Below are 16,317 nucleotides of genomic sequence, written 5' to 3'. Positions count from 1 at the left end.
AGGGAAAGAACATGAACGGCATGACGGGTGCGGGCGCGCCGGGCTGGCTGCGGGCGGTGGGGGTGCTGGCGGTGGCATGGAACGTGGTGGGGGTGTGGAACTACCTTGTTTATGTGGGGGTGGCGGGCGGTGCCCTGCCGGGACCGGCGATGCCGGCGCTGGTGACGGCGGCGTTTGCGACCGGCGTCTTTGCCGGGGTCGCCGGCTCGGTGGGGCTGGTGGCGGCGCGGAACTGGGCGTTGCCGCTGCTGCTGCTGTCGCTGGCGGCGGCGGTGATCAACTGGGGGTGGGTGCTGGCCTATTCCCCGGCGGCGGAGCCGGTGCTGGGGGCGGCGGTGCTGGCCGCGGCCGCGGGGTTCGCGGCGCTGGCGTGGGTGGCGCGGCGGCGAGGGTGGTTGGGGTAGGCTGGCGGCGAACCCGACGGCCTCTGCGCGGCAAAGCCGCGCGAAACGAGCAGCAGCCCGCGCGTCGAACGTTAAAAAGAACAGGGGAAGGAAAAAGGGCGTGGCAAAGCCACGCTGTCGGACGGGTTCATCGGGCAAGCCCTCCGCCCCGCCGGCCACGCTTGCGCGAGTCTTGGAATAGCTTCGCTATTCCTCGCCGCGCTGCGCGGTGGGCGGTGACGGGTTCGAACCGCCGGCCCTCTCCGTGTAAAGAAGACGCTCTACCAGCTGAGCTAACCGCCCTTCCCGCGCGAACGGCCATGCGATAACGGACGGCAGCGCTCCCGCAAAGGACAAAAAATGCCCCTGAATGCCAACCGTCTCGCCGCCATCGATGCCTTCATCCAGAAACATTACATCGATCCGCGTCGTCTCGCCGGCACGCAGCTGCTGATCGCGCAGGGCGGCGCCACCGTTCACAACCGCTGCCTTGGGCAGGCCAGCGCCGAAACCGCCACGCCCTGGGCGCCGGACACGATCACGCGCATCTATTCGATGACCAAGCCCGTCACCTCCGTCGCCTTCATGATGCTGGTGGAGGACGGCCTGGTCTCGCTCGATGATCCCGTGCACCGCTATATCCCCGCCTGGAAGGATCTGGGCGTCTTCGTCGCCGGCACCCACCGCACCGGTTTCCAGACGCGCCGCCCGGACCGTCCGATGACCATCCTCGACCTGCTGCGCCACACCTCGGGCCTGACCTACGGCTTCCAGCTGCGCAGCAACGTTGACGCCGCCTATCGCGCGGCCAAGATCGGCGAGATCGAAAAGGCCGGCACGCTGGCCGACATGATCGACGCGCTCGGCAAGATCCCGCTGGAATTCTCCCCCGGCACTGCCTGGAACTACAGCGTCTCGACCGACGTGCTCGGCTGGCTGATCCAGGTCATCGCCGGCGAGCCGTTCGAAAGCTTCCTGGCAAGGCGCATCTTCGATCCGCTCGGCATGGCCGACACCGGCTTCAGCGTCCCCGCCGGCCAGGGCGCCCGCCTCGCCGCCTGCTATCAACCGACACAGGCGGGCACCATCGCCCTGCAGGACGATCCCGCGACCAGCAGCTTCCAGTCGCCGCCCGCCTTCATCAGCGGCGGCGGCGGGCTGGTCTCGACCGCCGCCGATTACCTGACGTTCGCCGAGGCGCTGCGCACCGGCACCCCCCGCCTGATCGGCCGCAAGACGCTGGAGCTGATGACCGCCAACCATCTTCCCGGCCAGGTGGACCTGCCAGCGCTTTCACAGTCGCTGTTTTCAGAGGCAGCGTACGACGGCGTCGGCTTCGGCCTGGGCTTCGCGCGCACCACCCATGTCGCCAAAACCGGCGTCGCCGGCAACGATGGCGATTATTTCTGGGGCGGCGCCGCCAGCACCTTCTTCTGGATCGATCCCACCGAGGAACTGACCGTCATCTTCCTGACGCAACTGATCCCCAGCAGCACCTGGCCGATCCGCCGCCAGCTCCGCACCATGATCTACGCCGCCCTATAGCTCCTCCCCCCCTTGTGGGGGAGGCGACTCGCGCGAGCGAGCGGGAGGGGGTCTCTCCGCCCGAACCGAGTGACCCGCTACAACCCCGCCCGCCCCAGCAGCGCCCGCGTCGAGGCATCCAGCCCGTCCGGCACGCCGCCGGACAGCGCGGTCGCCATCTCCTTGCCCAGCTCCACGCCCCATTGGTCGAACGGGTTGATGCCCATCAGCGTCGCGGCGCCGAACGTCCGCGCCTCGTAAAAGGCCAGCAGCGCCCCCAGCGCGAAGGCATCCAGCCGCGCCAGCAGGATCGTGGCGCTCGGCCGGTTGCCGGGGAAGCTTTTCGCCGCCGCCAGCACCGGGTCGCCGCCCGATGTCGCCAGCGCCGTCTCCGCGGAGCGTCCCGCCATCAGCGCCGCCCCCTGCGCGAAACAATTGGCCAGCAGCTGCCGGTGATGGCTGCCCCCCAGCCCATGGCCCGGTTCCACGACGGCCACGAACTCCAGCGGATCGGCGTGCGTGCCCTGGTGCAGCAGCTGGAACACCGCATGCTGCGCGTCCGTCCCCACCCCGCCCCAGCTGATCGCCGCGGTGGGAAAATCCACCGGCGTGCCGTCGCGCGTCACCCGCTTGCCGTTGCTCTCCATCTCTAGCTGCTGCAGGAACGCCGGCAGCAGCCGCAGCCGCTCGTCATAGGCGAAGATGCCGCGCGTCGCGCAGCCCAGGAACGCCGCCGCCCAGACGTCCGCCATCGCCGCCAGCACCGGCGCGTTGCGCTCGAACGGCGCCGCCAGGAAATGCGCGTCCATCGCCGCGGCGCCGTCCAGCAGCGCCTCGAACGCCGGCCAGCCGCAGCGCAGCGCCAGCGGCAACCCCACCGCCGACCACAGCGAGTAGCGCCCGCCCACGCTCTCGGCGAAATCCAGCGTCTGGCCGTCGGGCACGCCCCAGGCGCGCGCCCTGTCCGGCGCCGCCGTCACCGCCACCACCCGCCGTTTCGGGTCCGCCACGCCGCCCGCCGCCAGCCAGGCCAGCGCGCTGTCGGCATTGGTCATCGTCTCCAGCGTGGTGAAGGTCTTGGACACCAGCACCAGCAACGTCCGCGCCGGATCACACAGCGCGCACGCCCGCGCCAGCGCCACGCCGTCGATGTTGCTCACCACCTGCACCGCCGGGCCGTCGCCGCCGGCGCCCAGCGCATCGACCAGCAGCTGCGGCCCCAGCGCCGAGCCGCCGATGCCGATGTGGATGACATGCGCGATATCCCCGAACACTCCGCCGCGCACCCGCTCCACCAGCGCTTTCGTCGCCGCATGCGCCGCGCGCCGGTCGGGCGCGCGCAGCGCCATGTGCGTCGCCGCCCGCCCCTCGCTGCCGTTCACCACCGCGCCCGCCGCCAGCTTCGCGCGCCAGCCCGCCAGGTCCGCCACCTCCGCCAGCCGTGTCAGCCCGGCCAGCTCCGCCGGCCCCCAGTGCAGTTTGGAGAAATCGAAATAAATCCCCGCCGCCTCCAGGGAAAAGCGCGCCAGCCGCGCGTCATCCCCGGCAAAACGGTCGGGCAAGCTCGGCCGCTCCGCCCCAACCAGCGCCCGCAACGCCGCCCATTCGCGGCTTTTCGAAGGAAGAAGTCCTGTCATGACGAATGCTTACCCAAGCCCCTCGCGGCTGGCCAGTGCTTGACTTTGCCCCCCCGCCCCGCCACCGCCACGCCATGCCGGAACAGCCCTCGCTCGAAACGCTGCGCGACGCCCAGATCGCCAGCGGCGCCCGCCTGTCCGCCCGTGTCGGCCGCACCATGCGCCTCCTGGTCGCCGCCGCGCTCGTCGCGCTCGGCATCCGCATCGTCCTCGTCGAACCCTTCAACATCCCCTCCGCCTCGATGGAGCCTGGCCTCCTCGTCGGCGACTTCCTGTTCGTCGACAAGACCGCCTATGGCTGGTCCGGCGCCGCCCTGCCTTTTCGCCTGCCGCTGGGCGCCGGTCGCCTGTTCGGCCGCACCCCCGCGCGCGGCGATGTCGTGGTCTTCAAGCTGCAGAACGGCATCCGCGCCGATTATGTCAAACGCCTGATCGCGCTGCCCGGGGACCGCGTCGCCGTCCGCGATGGCCGCATCATCCTGAACGGCGCCGCCATCCCCTGCGCGCCCGCCACCGGCGGCAGGTGCCACGAAAGCCTGAACGGCCACCGCTACCTGATCGCCGACGCCACCACCGGGCCGCTCGCCAACCGCGCCGAAATCACCGTGCCCGCCGGCCGGCTGTTCCTGATGGGGGACAACCGCGCCAACAGCGCCGACAGCCGCGTGCCCCGCACCGACGGCGGCGTCGGCCTGGTGCCGATGGATGCCGTCGTCGGCCGCCCGGCGCGCATCTTCTTCTCCACCGGCGAGGGCGGCATCCGCTGGCCCCGTATCGGCCAGGCGATCCGGTGAGCGCCGCGCTCGCCTGGGCCGAGACCCGCCTCGGCCACCGCTTCGCCGACACCAGCCTGCTCGACCGCGCCCTGACCCACAAGAGCCTGGGCGGCATCAACTATGAACGGCTGGAGTTCCTGGGCGACCGGGTGCTGGGCGCCGTGATGGCCGCCTGGCTGTACCAGCGCTTCCCCGACGAAAGCGAAGGCCAGCTGACCCGCCGCTTCGCCACGCTGGTCAGCCGCGAAACCTGCGCCACCGTCGCCCGCGCGCTGGACGTGCCGGCCTACGTCCGCCTTGGCACCCAGGCCCGCGCCGACGGCGGCTCCGACAGCGACAATATCCTGGGCGATGTGGTGGAGGCGCTGATCGGCGCGCTCTATTGCGACGCCGGCGTCAGCGTCGCCGAACGCTTCATCCTGTCCGCTTGGGCGACGTTGGTCAGCGCCGCCGCCGGCCCGGCGAAGCATCCCAAATCCGCCATCCAGGAATGGGCGGCCGCGCACGGGGCGCGCGATCCGCTCTATGAGCTGCTCGGCCGCTTCGGGCCGCACCATGCGCCGCGCTTCCGCGTCCGCCTCACCGTCTCCCCACACCCGCCCGTCGAGGCGGAGGGCGGCAGCAAGCAGGATGCCGAGACCGAGGCCGCCCGCGCCCTGATGCAGCAGGTGGCGCCATGAAATGCGGCGTCGTCGCCGTGCTGGGCGCACCCAACGCCGGCAAGTCCACGCTGGTCAACGCGCTCGTCGGCCAGAAGGTCGCCATCGTCAGCCCCAAGGTGCAGACCACCCGCACCCGCCTGATGGGCATCGCCATCGAAGGCCAGGCGCAGCTCCTGCTTCAGGACACGCCCGGCATCTTCGCCCCCCGCCGCCGGCTGGACCGCGCCATGGTCGCCGCCGCGTGGGAGGGCGCGACCGACGCCGACGTCACGCTGCTGCTGGTGGACGCGAAGGCCGGCCTGAAGGGCGGCGTCATGCAGGTCGCGGACGCGCTCGCCCCCCGCCCCGGCGCCAAATGGCTGGTGCTGAACAAGGTGGACATCGCGCCCAAGGCCGCCCTCCTCGAACTCGCCACCACCCTGCACGCGAAGCTGCCCTTCGCCGAAACCTTCATGGTCAGCGCCTTGAGCGGCGACGGCATCCCCGACCTGAAAACCGCGCTCGCCCGCGCCATGCCCGACGGCCCCTGGCTCTACCCCGAAGACCAGGTCAGCGACGCCACCACGCGGCTCCTCGCCAGCGAAATCACCCGCGAGCAGCTCTACCTGCAACTGAACGCCGAACTCCCCTATGCCGCCGCGGTGGAGACCGAGACGTTCGAGGACAGGAAAGACGGCAGCGCCGCCATCCGCCAGCAGATCCTGATCGAGCGCGACACCCAGAAAGCCATCATCCTGGGCGCCCGCGGCACCCGCATCAAGCAAATCGGCGAAGCCGCGCGCCTGGAACTGGAGCGCGTGCTGGACCGCCGCGTCCACCTCTTCCTCCACGTCAAGGTCCGCCCCGGCTGGGCCGACGACCGCCAAAGCTGGCGCGACCTGGGGCTGGAGTGGGTGGAGTGATCCCCTCTCCCGCTTGCGGGAGAGGGCGACTCGTGCGTCAGCACGAGCGGGGTGAGGGCGGTCGGCATGACAGCGCAATCGTCGCACCAGCACACCACCACGCCGTCTCCCCCCCACAACAGGGGTCCCCACAAACTTGTTTGTGAGGTGGCCAAGGGGGGAGCGACTCGGCGCAGCCGAGCGGAGGGGGGCCTCGCCAACACCAAGATCCTCCCCTGCAGGGGGACGTGGCCCGAAGGGCCGGAGGGGTGAAACCCTCGCCGATGACAACCCATCCGTCCCACTACCCCGTCACCCCGGGCTTGACCCGGGGCCCATTCCGCACACCGCGCGCGACAAAAAAATCTCCAGCCGAAGCCGCTGCCCCTGCTCAACAAGCAGCTGAACCCACGCCGCCCCTTGGCAGCCCAAGGCTTCTCGAGCAAACTCCAGTTCTGCAGACAAGAGGAGGAGCGCATCGAACGCGCCCGCACCATCGATGTGCACGCCGCCGGCGAGCGGAGGGGACCGGCAACGCGCATCAGGGTGTCATTCGTCCGTGACGCGGCGGCGAAACTGGCTGTGGCCGAGGACAATGCGCTGCCGCGGACGCAGGAACTGGCCAAGACCGCCCGGCGCGAGGGGCTGCAGGGCCTGACCAGCCCGGTCGATGGCGCGGTGCAGCTGAGCGTGCACACCGTCGGGGGCGTCGTGCAGCCGGCCAAACGGCTGATGACGGTGGTGCCTGAGCGGGGCGGGCTGCATGTGGAGGCGCGGATGCTCAACAAGGATGCGGGGTTCGTGCGGGAAGACCAGCCCGTGCGCATCAAGGTCAATGCGTTCCTCTTCATGCGCTTCGTCCCCCTCCCCCCACGTGAGCGCAGCGAACGTAGAGTGGGGAAGTCGAAGGCGACGCGAAGCGTCAGCGACCGACCCAACGATGCTGGATGGGGTGCACGTGCGATCCGCAAGCGGCATGATGTTTCCGAGCCATTTCAATAGTGAACTGCTAGGTCGGTTGCGACGTGTCCATAGCTATGATAAAAGTATCGGCGTGGACTTGGACGAATATCAGAATTTGGCATACGCCACCGACCACACTCCTGGGGACGGAGAATTCAAGACAGCAGTGCAAGTTCTTGCCCTTCAATCAAAAGTCGGCAACCTGTCTGTAATATTCAAGAGGTATTATCGAAAGCAGAGAACTCGTCGAGGCATGTCAATCGCTATCCGCGATAGTCTGGGGGATATACTTTGGTATATCGCGGCTGTGGCAAACTCATCTGGCCTAAAACTTAGCGACATTGCAAAACACAATCTTGAGAGCGTCAATCGTCTGTACGGAACCAAAACACCTACGCTATTTGACCCGCAGAGGTTCTTCGTCGGTGAAACGCATGAGCAGTTTCCTGATAAGATGACTTTTCAGTTTTTCACAACACGTGACTTAACTGCTAGAAAGATTAAGCAAACAGTTATATTAGGGCCAGACGGGCAACAGTTTGGAGATCCTATTGACGATAACGAGTACAAAGACGATTATTATCGCTTTCATGATCCTATACACATCTGCTTCATGACTTATGTCGGCTGGTCTCCGGTAATGCGTAAGTTGCTGGGAATTAAGAGAAAAAGTAATGCACTCATTGACAGGGTAGAGGACGGCGCGAAAGCGCGAGATATTGAAGAGGGGATCGCGAAGCGGGTCTTTGCTTATATGCAGGACAATAACATGTTAGAAGGTATTGAAGAGGTGGACTCAGACCTATTGCGCGAGATTCCATTAATGTTAGGCGAGCGAGAATCCGCTTGGGTTGCCGAGGCCAGCTGGCAGACTGCAATAATGCGTTCCGCGCAATTAATCAGGGCATTGGTCAAAAATTCCGGCGGGATTCTTTCTGTAAATTTGATTGAGCAAGAAGTAGCGTACAGCGTGCAGACCGATACCGGCGCTTAGCGCACTTTATTGTAAATTACGGTGGAAGTATTGCGGGTTATTACGGTGACAGTTTACTAAATGAACAGAATTAGGGTCGAACCTCACCTCGAACCGACACCACCAGCCAGTGACAAAACAGCTTGCCAGATCCCCCTGCATCTGCTAACCATATTGGCATCATCGAGTCAGCAGCCACTCCACAGCCCCGCCCAAAACCCCTAAAGTCGCTAACCCCTTGATTGAGGCTGTCACTTTTTGCGCAAAACCTTCCGAGTTTCCTGCCCGCAACAAACCAACAGCGCGTGATCTCACCCTGTAAGGGAAGCGACTCGCGTCGAAGGCGCCGCGGAGGGGGTGAAACCCTCAGCGCCAACAGCCCCACCGTCCCACACAACCCCCCGTCCTGCTGAACTTGGTTCAGCATCCATGGTGCCACCAACACCCGACGTGGCGCAGAAAACCGACCATTTCCACTAATCCCTTGATTCAGGGCGTCACTTTTTTCGGCCAACCTTCTAAAATCCAACAGTCCCTGCGCGGCCAAGCCGCGCGAACTCGGGATGACGCTGCGGCGGAAAGGGCGAGAAGAACAAAAGGAAAGAAGAAAGAGCGTGGCCAAGCCACGCTGTCGGACGTGTCGGTCGGCCACCGGCCAACCGCACGCCGGCCATGCTTGCGCGAGTCTCGAAATAGCGGGCTTCGCCCCGCTATTTCTCGCCGCGCTGCGCAGCGCCCTTGCCCCCTCCACCAAACCTCTCTACTCACAGCCCCGGGCCACGCCGTCCCAACGCGGCGCGCGCTCTCTGTAAGGAGAGAATATGACCGACCATACCCCCGCCGCGCCCGTCCGCGCGCCCGAAAAACCCCAACTCCGCCCTGGGCGCCCGCATTTCTCTTCCGGACCCTGTGCGAAAAGGCCGGGCTGGTCCGCCGCCGCGCTCGCCACCGAGTCGCTCGGCCGCTCCCACCGCGCCAAGATCGGCAAGGCCCGGCTGAAACTCGCCATCGACCTCACCCGCCGCCTGCTCGGCGTGCCCGATACCCACCGCATCGCCATCGTCCCCGCGTCGGACACCGGCGCCTATGAAATGGCGATGTGGAGCCTGCTCGGCCCCCGCCCCGTCACCGCGCTCGCCTGGGAAAGCTTCGGCGAAGGCTGGGTGACCGACGCCGTCAAGCAGCTGAAACTGAACCCCACCGTCATCAAGGCCGACTACGGCCACCTGCCGGACCTCAGCCGCGTGCACCAGGACGATGACGTGCTGTTCACCTGGAACGGCACCACCTCGGGCGTCCGCGTGCCCCATGGTGACTGGATCCGCGACGACCGCGCCGGCCTCACCCTGTGCGACGCCACCAGCGCCGCCTTCGCCGTGCCGCTGCCTTGGGCCAAGCTCGACGTCACCACCTTCAGCTGGCAGAAGGTGCTGGGCGGCGAAGGCGGCCACGGCATCCTCATCCTCGGCCCGCGCGCCGTCGAACGCCTGGAATCGCACAGCCCCGCCTGGCCGCTCCCCAAAATCTTCCGCATGACCAAGGGCGGCAAGCTGATCGAAGGCCTGTTCGAGGGCGAGACCATCAACACGCCCTCCATGCTCGCGGTCGAGGACTATATCGACGCGCTGGAATGGGCGGACGGGATCGGCGGCCTCGCCGCGCTCTGCGCCCGTGCCGACGCCAACGCCGGCACGCTGCAACGCTGGATGGACGGCTCCGCCTGGGCGCGCAACCTCGCCGCCGACCCCGCCACCCGCAGCAACACCAGCGTCTGCATCCAGGTGGACGGCGACCCGAAGGCGATCGCCGCTTGCCTCGAAAAAGAAGGCGTCGCCTTCGACATCAACGGCTACCGCGACGCGCCGCCCTCGCTTCGCATCTGGTGCGGCGCCACCGTCGACACCGCCGACCTCGAAGCGCTGACACCCTGGCTCGACTGGGCGCACGCCACCGTCTCTGCCTGATCCGCGCCCACCCGCGCGCCCCTGTCCCAAGGATTCCCCATGCCCAAAGTCCTGATTTCCGACAAAATGTCCCCGAAAGCCCCCGAAATCTTCCGTGCCCGCGGCATCGAGGTGCACGAAAAGACCGGCCTGTCGAAGGACGAGCTCGCCGCCATCATCGGCGATTATGATGGCCTCGCCATCCGCTCCTCCACCAAGGCGACCGCCGCGCTGATCGCCGCCGCAAAGAACCTGAAGGTCATCGGCCGCGCCGGCATCGGGGTGGACAATGTCGATGTCCCCGCCGCGTCCGCCGCCGGCGTCGTGGTGATGAACACGCCCTTCGGCAACAGCATCACCACCGCCGAACATGCCATCGCCCTGATGTTCGCCCTCGCCCGGCAACTGCCGGAGGCCGACGCCAGCACCCAGGCCGGCAAGTGGGAAAAGAACCGCTTCATGGGCGTCGAGCTCACCGCCAAGACGCTCGGCCTGATCGGCGCCGGCAACATCGGCAGCATCGTCGCCGACCGCGCGCTCGGCCTGAAGATGAAGGTCATCGCCTATGACCCCTTCCTGACGCCCGAACGGGCGAAGGACATGGGCGTGGAGAAGGTGACGCTGGACGACCTCCTCGCCAAGGCCGACTTCATCACGCTGCACACGCCGCTGACCGACAGCACCCGCAACATCCTGTCCGCCGAGGCGCTGGCGAAAACCAAGAAAGGCGTGCGCATCATCAACTGCGCCCGCGGCGGGCTCATTGATGAGGCCGCGCTGAAGGCCGGGCTGGACAGCGGCCATATCGGCGGCGCCGCGCTCGATGTGTTCGTGGAGGAACCCGCCACCGCCTCCCCCCTGTTCGGCACGCCCGGCTTCATCAGCACGCCACACCTGGGCGCCAGCACGGATGAGGCGCAGGTCAACGTCGCCATCCAGGTCGCCGAGCAGATGGCGGATTTCCTGCTCACGGGCGGCGTCACCAACGCGCTCAACATGCCCAGCCTGTCGGCGGAGGACGCGCCCAAACTCCGCCCCTACATGGCGCTCGCCGAAAAGCTGGGGCTGATCGTGGGCCAGCTGGAAACCGCCGAAATCCGCGGCGTGAAGGTGGAGGTGGAGGGCGCCGCCGCGCAGCTGAACATCAAGCCGATCACCGGCGCCGTGCTCGCCGGCGTCATGCGCAGCTTTTCGGACACGGTGAACATGGTGAACGCGCCCTTCCTGGCCCGCGAACGCAATATCGAAGTCGCCGAGGTCCGCCACGAGCGCGACACCGATTACCAGACGCTGGTGCGCGTCACCGTCCGCACGCCCGAGGGCGAACGCTCGGTCGCCGGCACGCTGCTGGGATCGCAATTCCCCCGCCTGGTGGAAATCTTCGGCATCAAGGTGGAGGCCGATTTCAGCGAACGGATGCTGTTCATCATCAACGAGGACAAGCCGGGCTTCATCGGCCGGCTGGGCACCACGCTGGGCGAAGCGGGCGTCAACATCGGCACCTTCCACCTTGGCCGCCGCGGCGCCGGCGCGGAGGCGATCCTGCTGCTCAGCGTTGACCAGCCCATCCCGGAACAACTGCTGTGGAACGTGTGCCGCCTGCCTGGCGTGAAGACGGTGAAGGCCCTCAAACTTTGACCGGCCTGCTGCCCGAGGGGTTCCGCGACCGCCTGCCGCCGCAGGCGGAAGCGGCCGCCGCGCTGCTTCGCACGCTGCTCGATACCGTTGCCGCGCGCGGCTATGCCCGCGTGCAGCCGCCGCTCGTCGAGTTCGAAACCGGCCTCTCGGGCTGGCTGATGAAACCCGCCTCCACCGCGCTGCTGCGCGCCACCGACCCCGCCAGCGGCCTCGGCTTGGCGCTGCGACCCGACATCACCGGGCAGATCGCCCGCATCGCCGCCACCCGGCTGGCCGACGCCCCCCGCCCGCTGCGCCTCGCCTATGGCGGGCCGGTGCTGCGCGCCAAGGGCGGGCAGCTCAACCCGGCGCGCGAGTTCCTCCAGGCCGGCGCCGAACTCATCGGCAGCGACAGCCTGGCCGCCGCCACCGAGATCCTGACGATGGCGGTTGCCGCGCTGGCGGCCGCCGGAGTCACCGACATCAGCGTCGACCTGACGCTGCCCGAACTGGTCGCAACCCTCGCCGCCGACCGCTGGCCCGTCCCCTGCCCGCTCGCCGACCTCCACGCCGCGCTCGACGCAAAGGATGCCGGCGCGCTTCCCGCGCTGGGCGCCACCGCCTATGCGCCCCTGCTGGCCGCCGCCGGTCCGGCAGCGCAGGCGCTCGCCCGCCTGCGCGCACTCGACCTGCCGGTCGCGCCCCAACTCGACGCGCTCGAAAGCCTCGCCGCCGCGCTGCCCGGCACCCATGTCACCATCGACCCAACCGAGCGCCACGGCTTCGAATATCACAGCTGGCTCGGCTTCAGCCTGTTCGGTCGCGGGCCGGAGGGCGCCGTGCGCGGCGAGATCGGCCGTGGCGGCAGCTATGCCGTCCGCCACAGCAATGGCACCAGTGAGGCTGCCGTCGGCTTCTCGCTCTACGTCGATGCCCTGGTCGACGCCGGCCTCGGCATCACCCGGCCCCGCCGCCTGTTCCTGCCGCACGGCACGCCGTCCACCACCGCCGACACCCTGCGCGCCCAGGGCTGGGCCACCGTCGCCGCCCTCTCCCCCACCGACACCCCGCAGGGCTGTTCACACGTCTGGAACGGTGTAGAAGCAGCCGCGCTGTAAACAACAGGACATAAAAATGGCGAACGTCGTGGTAACCGGCGCCCAGTGGGGCGACGAGGGCAAGGGCAAAATTGTCGACTGGCTCTCCGCCCGCGCCGATGTCGTCGTCCGCTTCCAGGGCGGCCACAACGCCGGCCACACCCTCGTCGTCGGCAACCAGACCTACAAATTGTCGCTGCTGCCCAGCGGCATTGTGCGCGGCACGCTCAGCATGATCGGCAACGGCGTCGTCCTGGACCCCTGGCATTTCCGGTCCGAGGTCGAGAAACTCACCAGCCAGGGCGTCACCATCACGCCCGACAATTTGCACATCGCCGAGACCTGCCCGCTGATCCTGCCCTTCCACCGCGACCTCGACGGCCTGCGCGAGGACGCCAGCGCCTTCAAGATCGGCACCACGCGGCGCGGCATCGGCCCCGCCTACGAGGACAAGGTCGGCCGCCGCGCCATCCGCGTCTGCGACCTCGCCCATCTCGACAGCCTGGCGCCGCAGATCGACCGCCTCTGCGCCCACCACGACGCCATCCGCGCCGGCTTCGGCGAGGCCCCCATCGACCGCGCCCGGCTGATGGCCGACCTGACCGAGATCGCCCCTACCATCCTGCCTTTCGCAAAGCCGGTCTGGCACGAGCTCGCCGCTGTCCGCCGCCAGGGCCGCCGCATCCTGTTTGAAGGCGCGCAGGGCATGCTGCTCGACGTCGACCATGGCACCTACCCCTTCGTCACTTCCTCCAACACGGTCTCCGGCACCGCCGCCAGCGGCAGCGGGCTGGGGCCGGGCGCGATCGATTTCGTGCTCGGCATCGTCAAGGCCTACACCACCCGCGTCGGCGCCGGCCCCTTCCCCACCGAGCTCGATGACGCCATCGGGCAACGCCTGGGCGAGCGCGGCCATGAATTCGGCACCGTCACCGGCCGAAAGCGCCGCTGCGGCTGGTTCGACGCCGTGCTCGTCCGCCAGTCCGCCGCGGTGGGCGGCATCACCGGCATCGCGCTCACCAAGCTCGACGTGCTCGACGGTTTCGACACCTTGCGTATCTGCACCGGTTACCGCCTCGGCGAGCGCACGCTCGATTACCTGCCCGCGCACCCCGCCGAACAGGCCGCCGTCACGCCGATCTACGAAGAGTTCGACGGCTGGTCCGACTCCACCGCCGGCGCCCGCAGCTGGGCACAGCTGCCCGCCCAGGCGATCAAATATATCCGCCGCATCGAGGAGCTGATCGACTGTCCCGTCGCCCTGGTCAGCACCAGCCCCGAGCGCGACGACACGATCCTGGTGCGCGATCCCTTCCGCGATTGACGGGATTCCGCATCTCCCAACAAGTTCCCCTTCAAAAGGGGAAAAAGCAGATAAAACCCAATAAAATAAATGGATTAACGTTTGTTAATTATGTAAAGCCTTTTTACACGCCGTTCATCTCGAGTCGGGGCAAACGATTGATTTTACGACATTCTCCAGTTGGCACGAGTGTTGCATGATGTGGGGCATCGTCCGGAAGGGTTCGGACGATCAGGAGTATGATCAATGAAATTTGTTGCAGCTGTCGCTGCCCTGCTCGCCGCCGGATCGGCACAGGCAGTGGTTTCCTTCACGTCGATCGCGTTCGACGTCGCGCCGGGAGCCGGCGAAACGGTGGTTCTGGATTTCGAATCCGCCACACCGCCGGCCGGCTATACCATCACCGGGGCCAACTTCGGTTACTACACCGGCACCACCGGTGGCATCGCTGCCGCGCCGGCACAGGATGACACGCAATATCTTGCCGTCCTCGGTGGCGGTTCGGCGACCATCACCCTGCCCACCGCGATCAAGTCGTTCAGCCTCTACATCGGCTCGATCGATGCGTACAACAGCATCACCTTCAACGGGACGGGCGGTTACACGCAAACGCTGACCGGTGCGGACCTGACGGCCACGCCGAACGGGGACCAGGGCGCTGCCGCGACCAACCGCCGTTACTTCTTCGATTTCGGCGGCGACCGTGTCACCAGCATCACGCTGAGCTCGGAAGCCAATTCCTTCGAAGTCGACAATCTGGCGACCGCAGTCGTGCCCGAACCCGCCACCTGGGCGATGTTCATCCTGGGCTTCGGCCTGGTCGGCAGCGCCGTGCGCCGCCGCCGTGGCATCAATACCGTCGCCGCCTGACCCCGGCCGGTAGAAACAAAGGCGCTCCGTTCGATACGGGGCGCCTTTTTTTCACGCCCCAGCCGCCATCAATCCAGTCGCCATAGATAGGGTGCGCCCTTCGCCGCCGCCGCCTGCCACGCCGGGCGCGCCTGGCAGCGCCGGGCATAGGCCGCCAGCCTTGGCCCGCCGATCCCCTGCTTCGCCGCGAACTCGGCGATGAAGCTCATCATGATGTCGGCCCCCGTCAGCGTTCCCAGCAGCCATTCCCGGTCGCCCAGCTCGGCATCGAAAAAGGCCAGGTGACTGGCGATCTGTTCCTGGATGCGCGGCTGCAACGGCGCCGCCGCCTCCCCCAGCCGGCCGGTGTAGAGCGCCAGCATGAACGGCAGCATCGCCGAGCCTTCGGCGAAATGCAGCCATTCCAGATAGGCTTCATGCTTCGACGCCGGCGCGGCCAGCTTGCCGGCACCATGGCGCCGGATCAGATAATCGACGATCGCCCCCGATTCCGCCACCCGCACGCCGTCATCCTCGATCACCGGCGATTTCCCCAGCGGATGCACCGCCTTCAGCTCCGGCGGCGCCAGATTGGTCGTCGCGTCGCGCGTATAATGCCGGATGTCATAGTCCAGCCCCAGCTCCTCGCACAGCCAGAGGATCCGCTGGGAGCGGCTGTTGTTCAGATGATGCACGATGATCATGCCTTGCCCTTCACCAGATGCAGGCCCGCCACGATGACGCCGCCCACGACCAACCCCGCCAGCGCGCCGCCCGCGGCGTTCGCCAGCCATTCCACCACCGCGCCCCCGGGAAGGCCCGCGGCGAAATCATGCAGCACATGCGCCGGCCCGCCCAGCCCCCATTCCTCCAGGCTGTGCAGGATGATGCCGCCGCCCACCCACAGCATCGCCGCCATGCCCACCAGCGACAGCAGCTTCAGCACCTTCGGCATGCCGGCCACCAGCCCGCGCCCGATGGCCCGCGAAATCCCGCTCCGCCGCTTCGCCAGCGCCACGCCGGCGTCGTCCGCCTTCACGATCGCCGCCACCGTGCCATAGACCGCCACCGTGATGCCGATCGCCACCACCGCCAACACGATCGCCTGCTCCCACAGCGGCTTGTCGGTCACCGTCGCCAGCGAAATCGCCATGATCTCCGCCGACAGGATGAAGTCGGTGCGGATCGCCCCCTTCACCATGGCGGCCTCATGCGCCACCGGATCGGTCACCACTTCCGCCGCCGCCTCGGCATGCGGATGCAGCATCTCCCACAGTTTCTCCGCCCCCTCGAACGCCAGGAACGCACCGCCCGCGAACAGCAGCGGCGTGATCGCCCAGGGCGCCAGCGCCGACAGCGCGATGCAGACCGGCAGGAGGATCACCAGCTTGTTGAACAGCGATCCGCGCGCGATCTTGGCGACAATCGGCACCTCGCGGTCGGCGGCAAAGCCCACCACATAGCCGGGCGTCACCGCGGCATCGTCGATCACCACGCCCGCCGCCTTGGCGCTCGCCCGCGCCGCCGCCGCCGCGGTATCATCGATGCTCGCCGCCGCCACCTTGGCGATGGCGGCCACGTCATCCAACAGCAGCAACAGTCCGGAGGCCATGGCCCACCGGTGGCGAAGCATCGGGATTCGCGCAAGGGCCAGGGCCGGGAGCATCGCGCAAAAAAGTGGGACCCGGTTTTTTGCACCAAGCGATGCG

Annotated in this window: 15 protein-coding genes and 1 tRNA gene; 12 read left to right on the top strand and 4 right to left on the bottom strand. The window is 67.5% G+C overall.

The genetic code is table 11. The features are described 5' to 3' along the window. The first annotated feature begins 11 nt into the window (after positions 1–11). Positions 12–404: a hypothetical protein gene (locus H3309_RS03855; protein WP_182297457.1), complete on the top strand. Its 393-nt coding sequence runs from the start codon at positions 12–14 to the stop codon at positions 402–404. Positions 405–613: 209 nt separating this feature from the next. Here the strand turns inward: H3309_RS03855 and H3309_RS03850 are convergent. Further along, positions 614–686 (bottom strand) — tRNA-Val (locus tag H3309_RS03850). Between the two features lie 57 nt (positions 687–743). On the opposite strand from H3309_RS03850, the gene H3309_RS03845 reads away from it, so the two are divergent. After that, positions 744–1,928, top strand: coding sequence for a serine hydrolase domain-containing protein (locus tag H3309_RS03845; RefSeq protein ID WP_182297456.1), 1,185 nt, complete (start codon positions 744–746; stop codon positions 1,926–1,928). Between the two features lie 77 nt (positions 1,929–2,005). On the opposite strand, the gene pgi is transcribed toward H3309_RS03845, so the two are convergent. Then, positions 2,006–3,544: a glucose-6-phosphate isomerase gene (pgi, locus tag H3309_RS03840; protein WP_182297455.1), complete on the bottom strand. Its 1,539-nt coding sequence runs from the start codon at positions 3,542–3,544 to the stop codon at positions 2,006–2,008. A 74-nt stretch (positions 3,545–3,618) separates the two neighbouring features. Here pgi and lepB point away from each other — a divergent pair, with 74 nt between their 5' ends. From lepB to H3309_RS03790, 10 genes are all read left to right on the top strand, one after another. Further along, positions 3,619–4,338: a signal peptidase I gene (gene lepB / locus H3309_RS03835; protein WP_182297454.1), complete on the top strand. Its 720-nt coding sequence runs from the start codon at positions 3,619–3,621 to the stop codon at positions 4,336–4,338. Continuing rightward, positions 4,335–5,000, top strand: a complete 666-nt coding sequence (rnc, locus tag H3309_RS03830; protein ID WP_182297453.1) for a ribonuclease III — start codon at positions 4,335–4,337, stop codon at positions 4,998–5,000. The genes lepB and rnc overlap by 4 nt, the downstream gene beginning before the upstream one ends. Next, complete coding sequence (gene era / locus H3309_RS03825) at positions 4,997–5,884, top strand: GTPase Era (protein ID WP_182297452.1); 888 nt, start codon at positions 4,997–4,999, stop codon at positions 5,882–5,884. The genes rnc and era overlap by 4 nt, the downstream gene beginning before the upstream one ends. Before the next feature lie 525 nt (positions 5,885–6,409). Beyond that, positions 6,410–6,865 (top strand): HlyD family efflux transporter periplasmic adaptor subunit, encoded by a 456-nt coding sequence (locus tag H3309_RS03820; protein ID WP_182297451.1) that lies wholly within the window; start codon positions 6,410–6,412, stop codon positions 6,863–6,865. A gap of 52 nt (positions 6,866–6,917) precedes the next feature. Further along, complete coding sequence (locus H3309_RS03815) at positions 6,918–7,820, top strand: hypothetical protein (RefSeq protein ID WP_182297450.1); 903 nt, start codon at positions 6,918–6,920, stop codon at positions 7,818–7,820. A gap of 800 nt (positions 7,821–8,620) precedes the next feature. After that, the gene (locus H3309_RS03810; protein WP_182297449.1) at positions 8,621–9,763 is read left to right on the top strand and encodes a phosphoserine transaminase; all 1,143 of its coding nucleotides are present in this window, start codon (positions 8,621–8,623) and stop codon (positions 9,761–9,763) included. A gap of 39 nt (positions 9,764–9,802) precedes the next feature. Then, positions 9,803–11,380: a phosphoglycerate dehydrogenase gene (gene serA / locus H3309_RS03805; RefSeq protein ID WP_182297448.1), complete on the top strand. Its 1,578-nt coding sequence runs from the start codon at positions 9,803–9,805 to the stop codon at positions 11,378–11,380. Beyond that, a complete protein-coding gene (locus tag H3309_RS03800; protein WP_243453836.1) occupies positions 11,377–12,477 on the top strand; it encodes an ATP phosphoribosyltransferase regulatory subunit in 1,101 nt (366 codons plus the stop codon). The genes serA and H3309_RS03800 overlap by 4 nt, the downstream gene beginning before the upstream one ends. Positions 12,478–12,493: 16 nt before the next feature. Continuing rightward, positions 12,494–13,780, top strand: coding sequence for an adenylosuccinate synthase (locus H3309_RS03795; protein WP_182297446.1), 1,287 nt, complete (start codon positions 12,494–12,496; stop codon positions 13,778–13,780). 225 nt (positions 13,781–14,005) lie between these two features. Beyond that, positions 14,006–14,629, top strand: coding sequence for an Npun_F0296 family exosortase-dependent surface protein (locus H3309_RS03790; protein ID WP_182297445.1), 624 nt, complete (start codon positions 14,006–14,008; stop codon positions 14,627–14,629). 68 nt (positions 14,630–14,697) lie between these two features. On the opposite strand, the gene H3309_RS03785 is transcribed toward H3309_RS03790, so the two are convergent. Together H3309_RS03785 and H3309_RS03780 are read right to left on the bottom strand one after the other, a co-directional pair. After that, a complete protein-coding gene (locus H3309_RS03785) occupies positions 14,698–15,312 on the bottom strand; it encodes a glutathione S-transferase family protein (RefSeq protein WP_182297444.1) in 615 nt (204 codons plus the stop codon). Continuing rightward, positions 15,309–16,220, bottom strand: a complete 912-nt coding sequence (locus H3309_RS03780; protein ID WP_182297443.1) for a DUF808 domain-containing protein — start codon at positions 16,218–16,220, stop codon at positions 15,309–15,311. The genes H3309_RS03785 and H3309_RS03780 overlap by 4 nt, the downstream gene beginning before the upstream one ends. Positions 16,221–16,317: the final 97 nt, after the last annotated feature.

It is taken from the genome of Sandaracinobacteroides saxicola, from assembly GCF_014117445.1.
GTDB classification, from domain to species: Bacteria; Pseudomonadota; Alphaproteobacteria; order Sphingomonadales; family Sphingomonadaceae; genus Sandaracinobacteroides_A; species Sandaracinobacteroides_A saxicola.
This window is presented reverse-complemented; position numbering and strand designations above follow the sequence as displayed.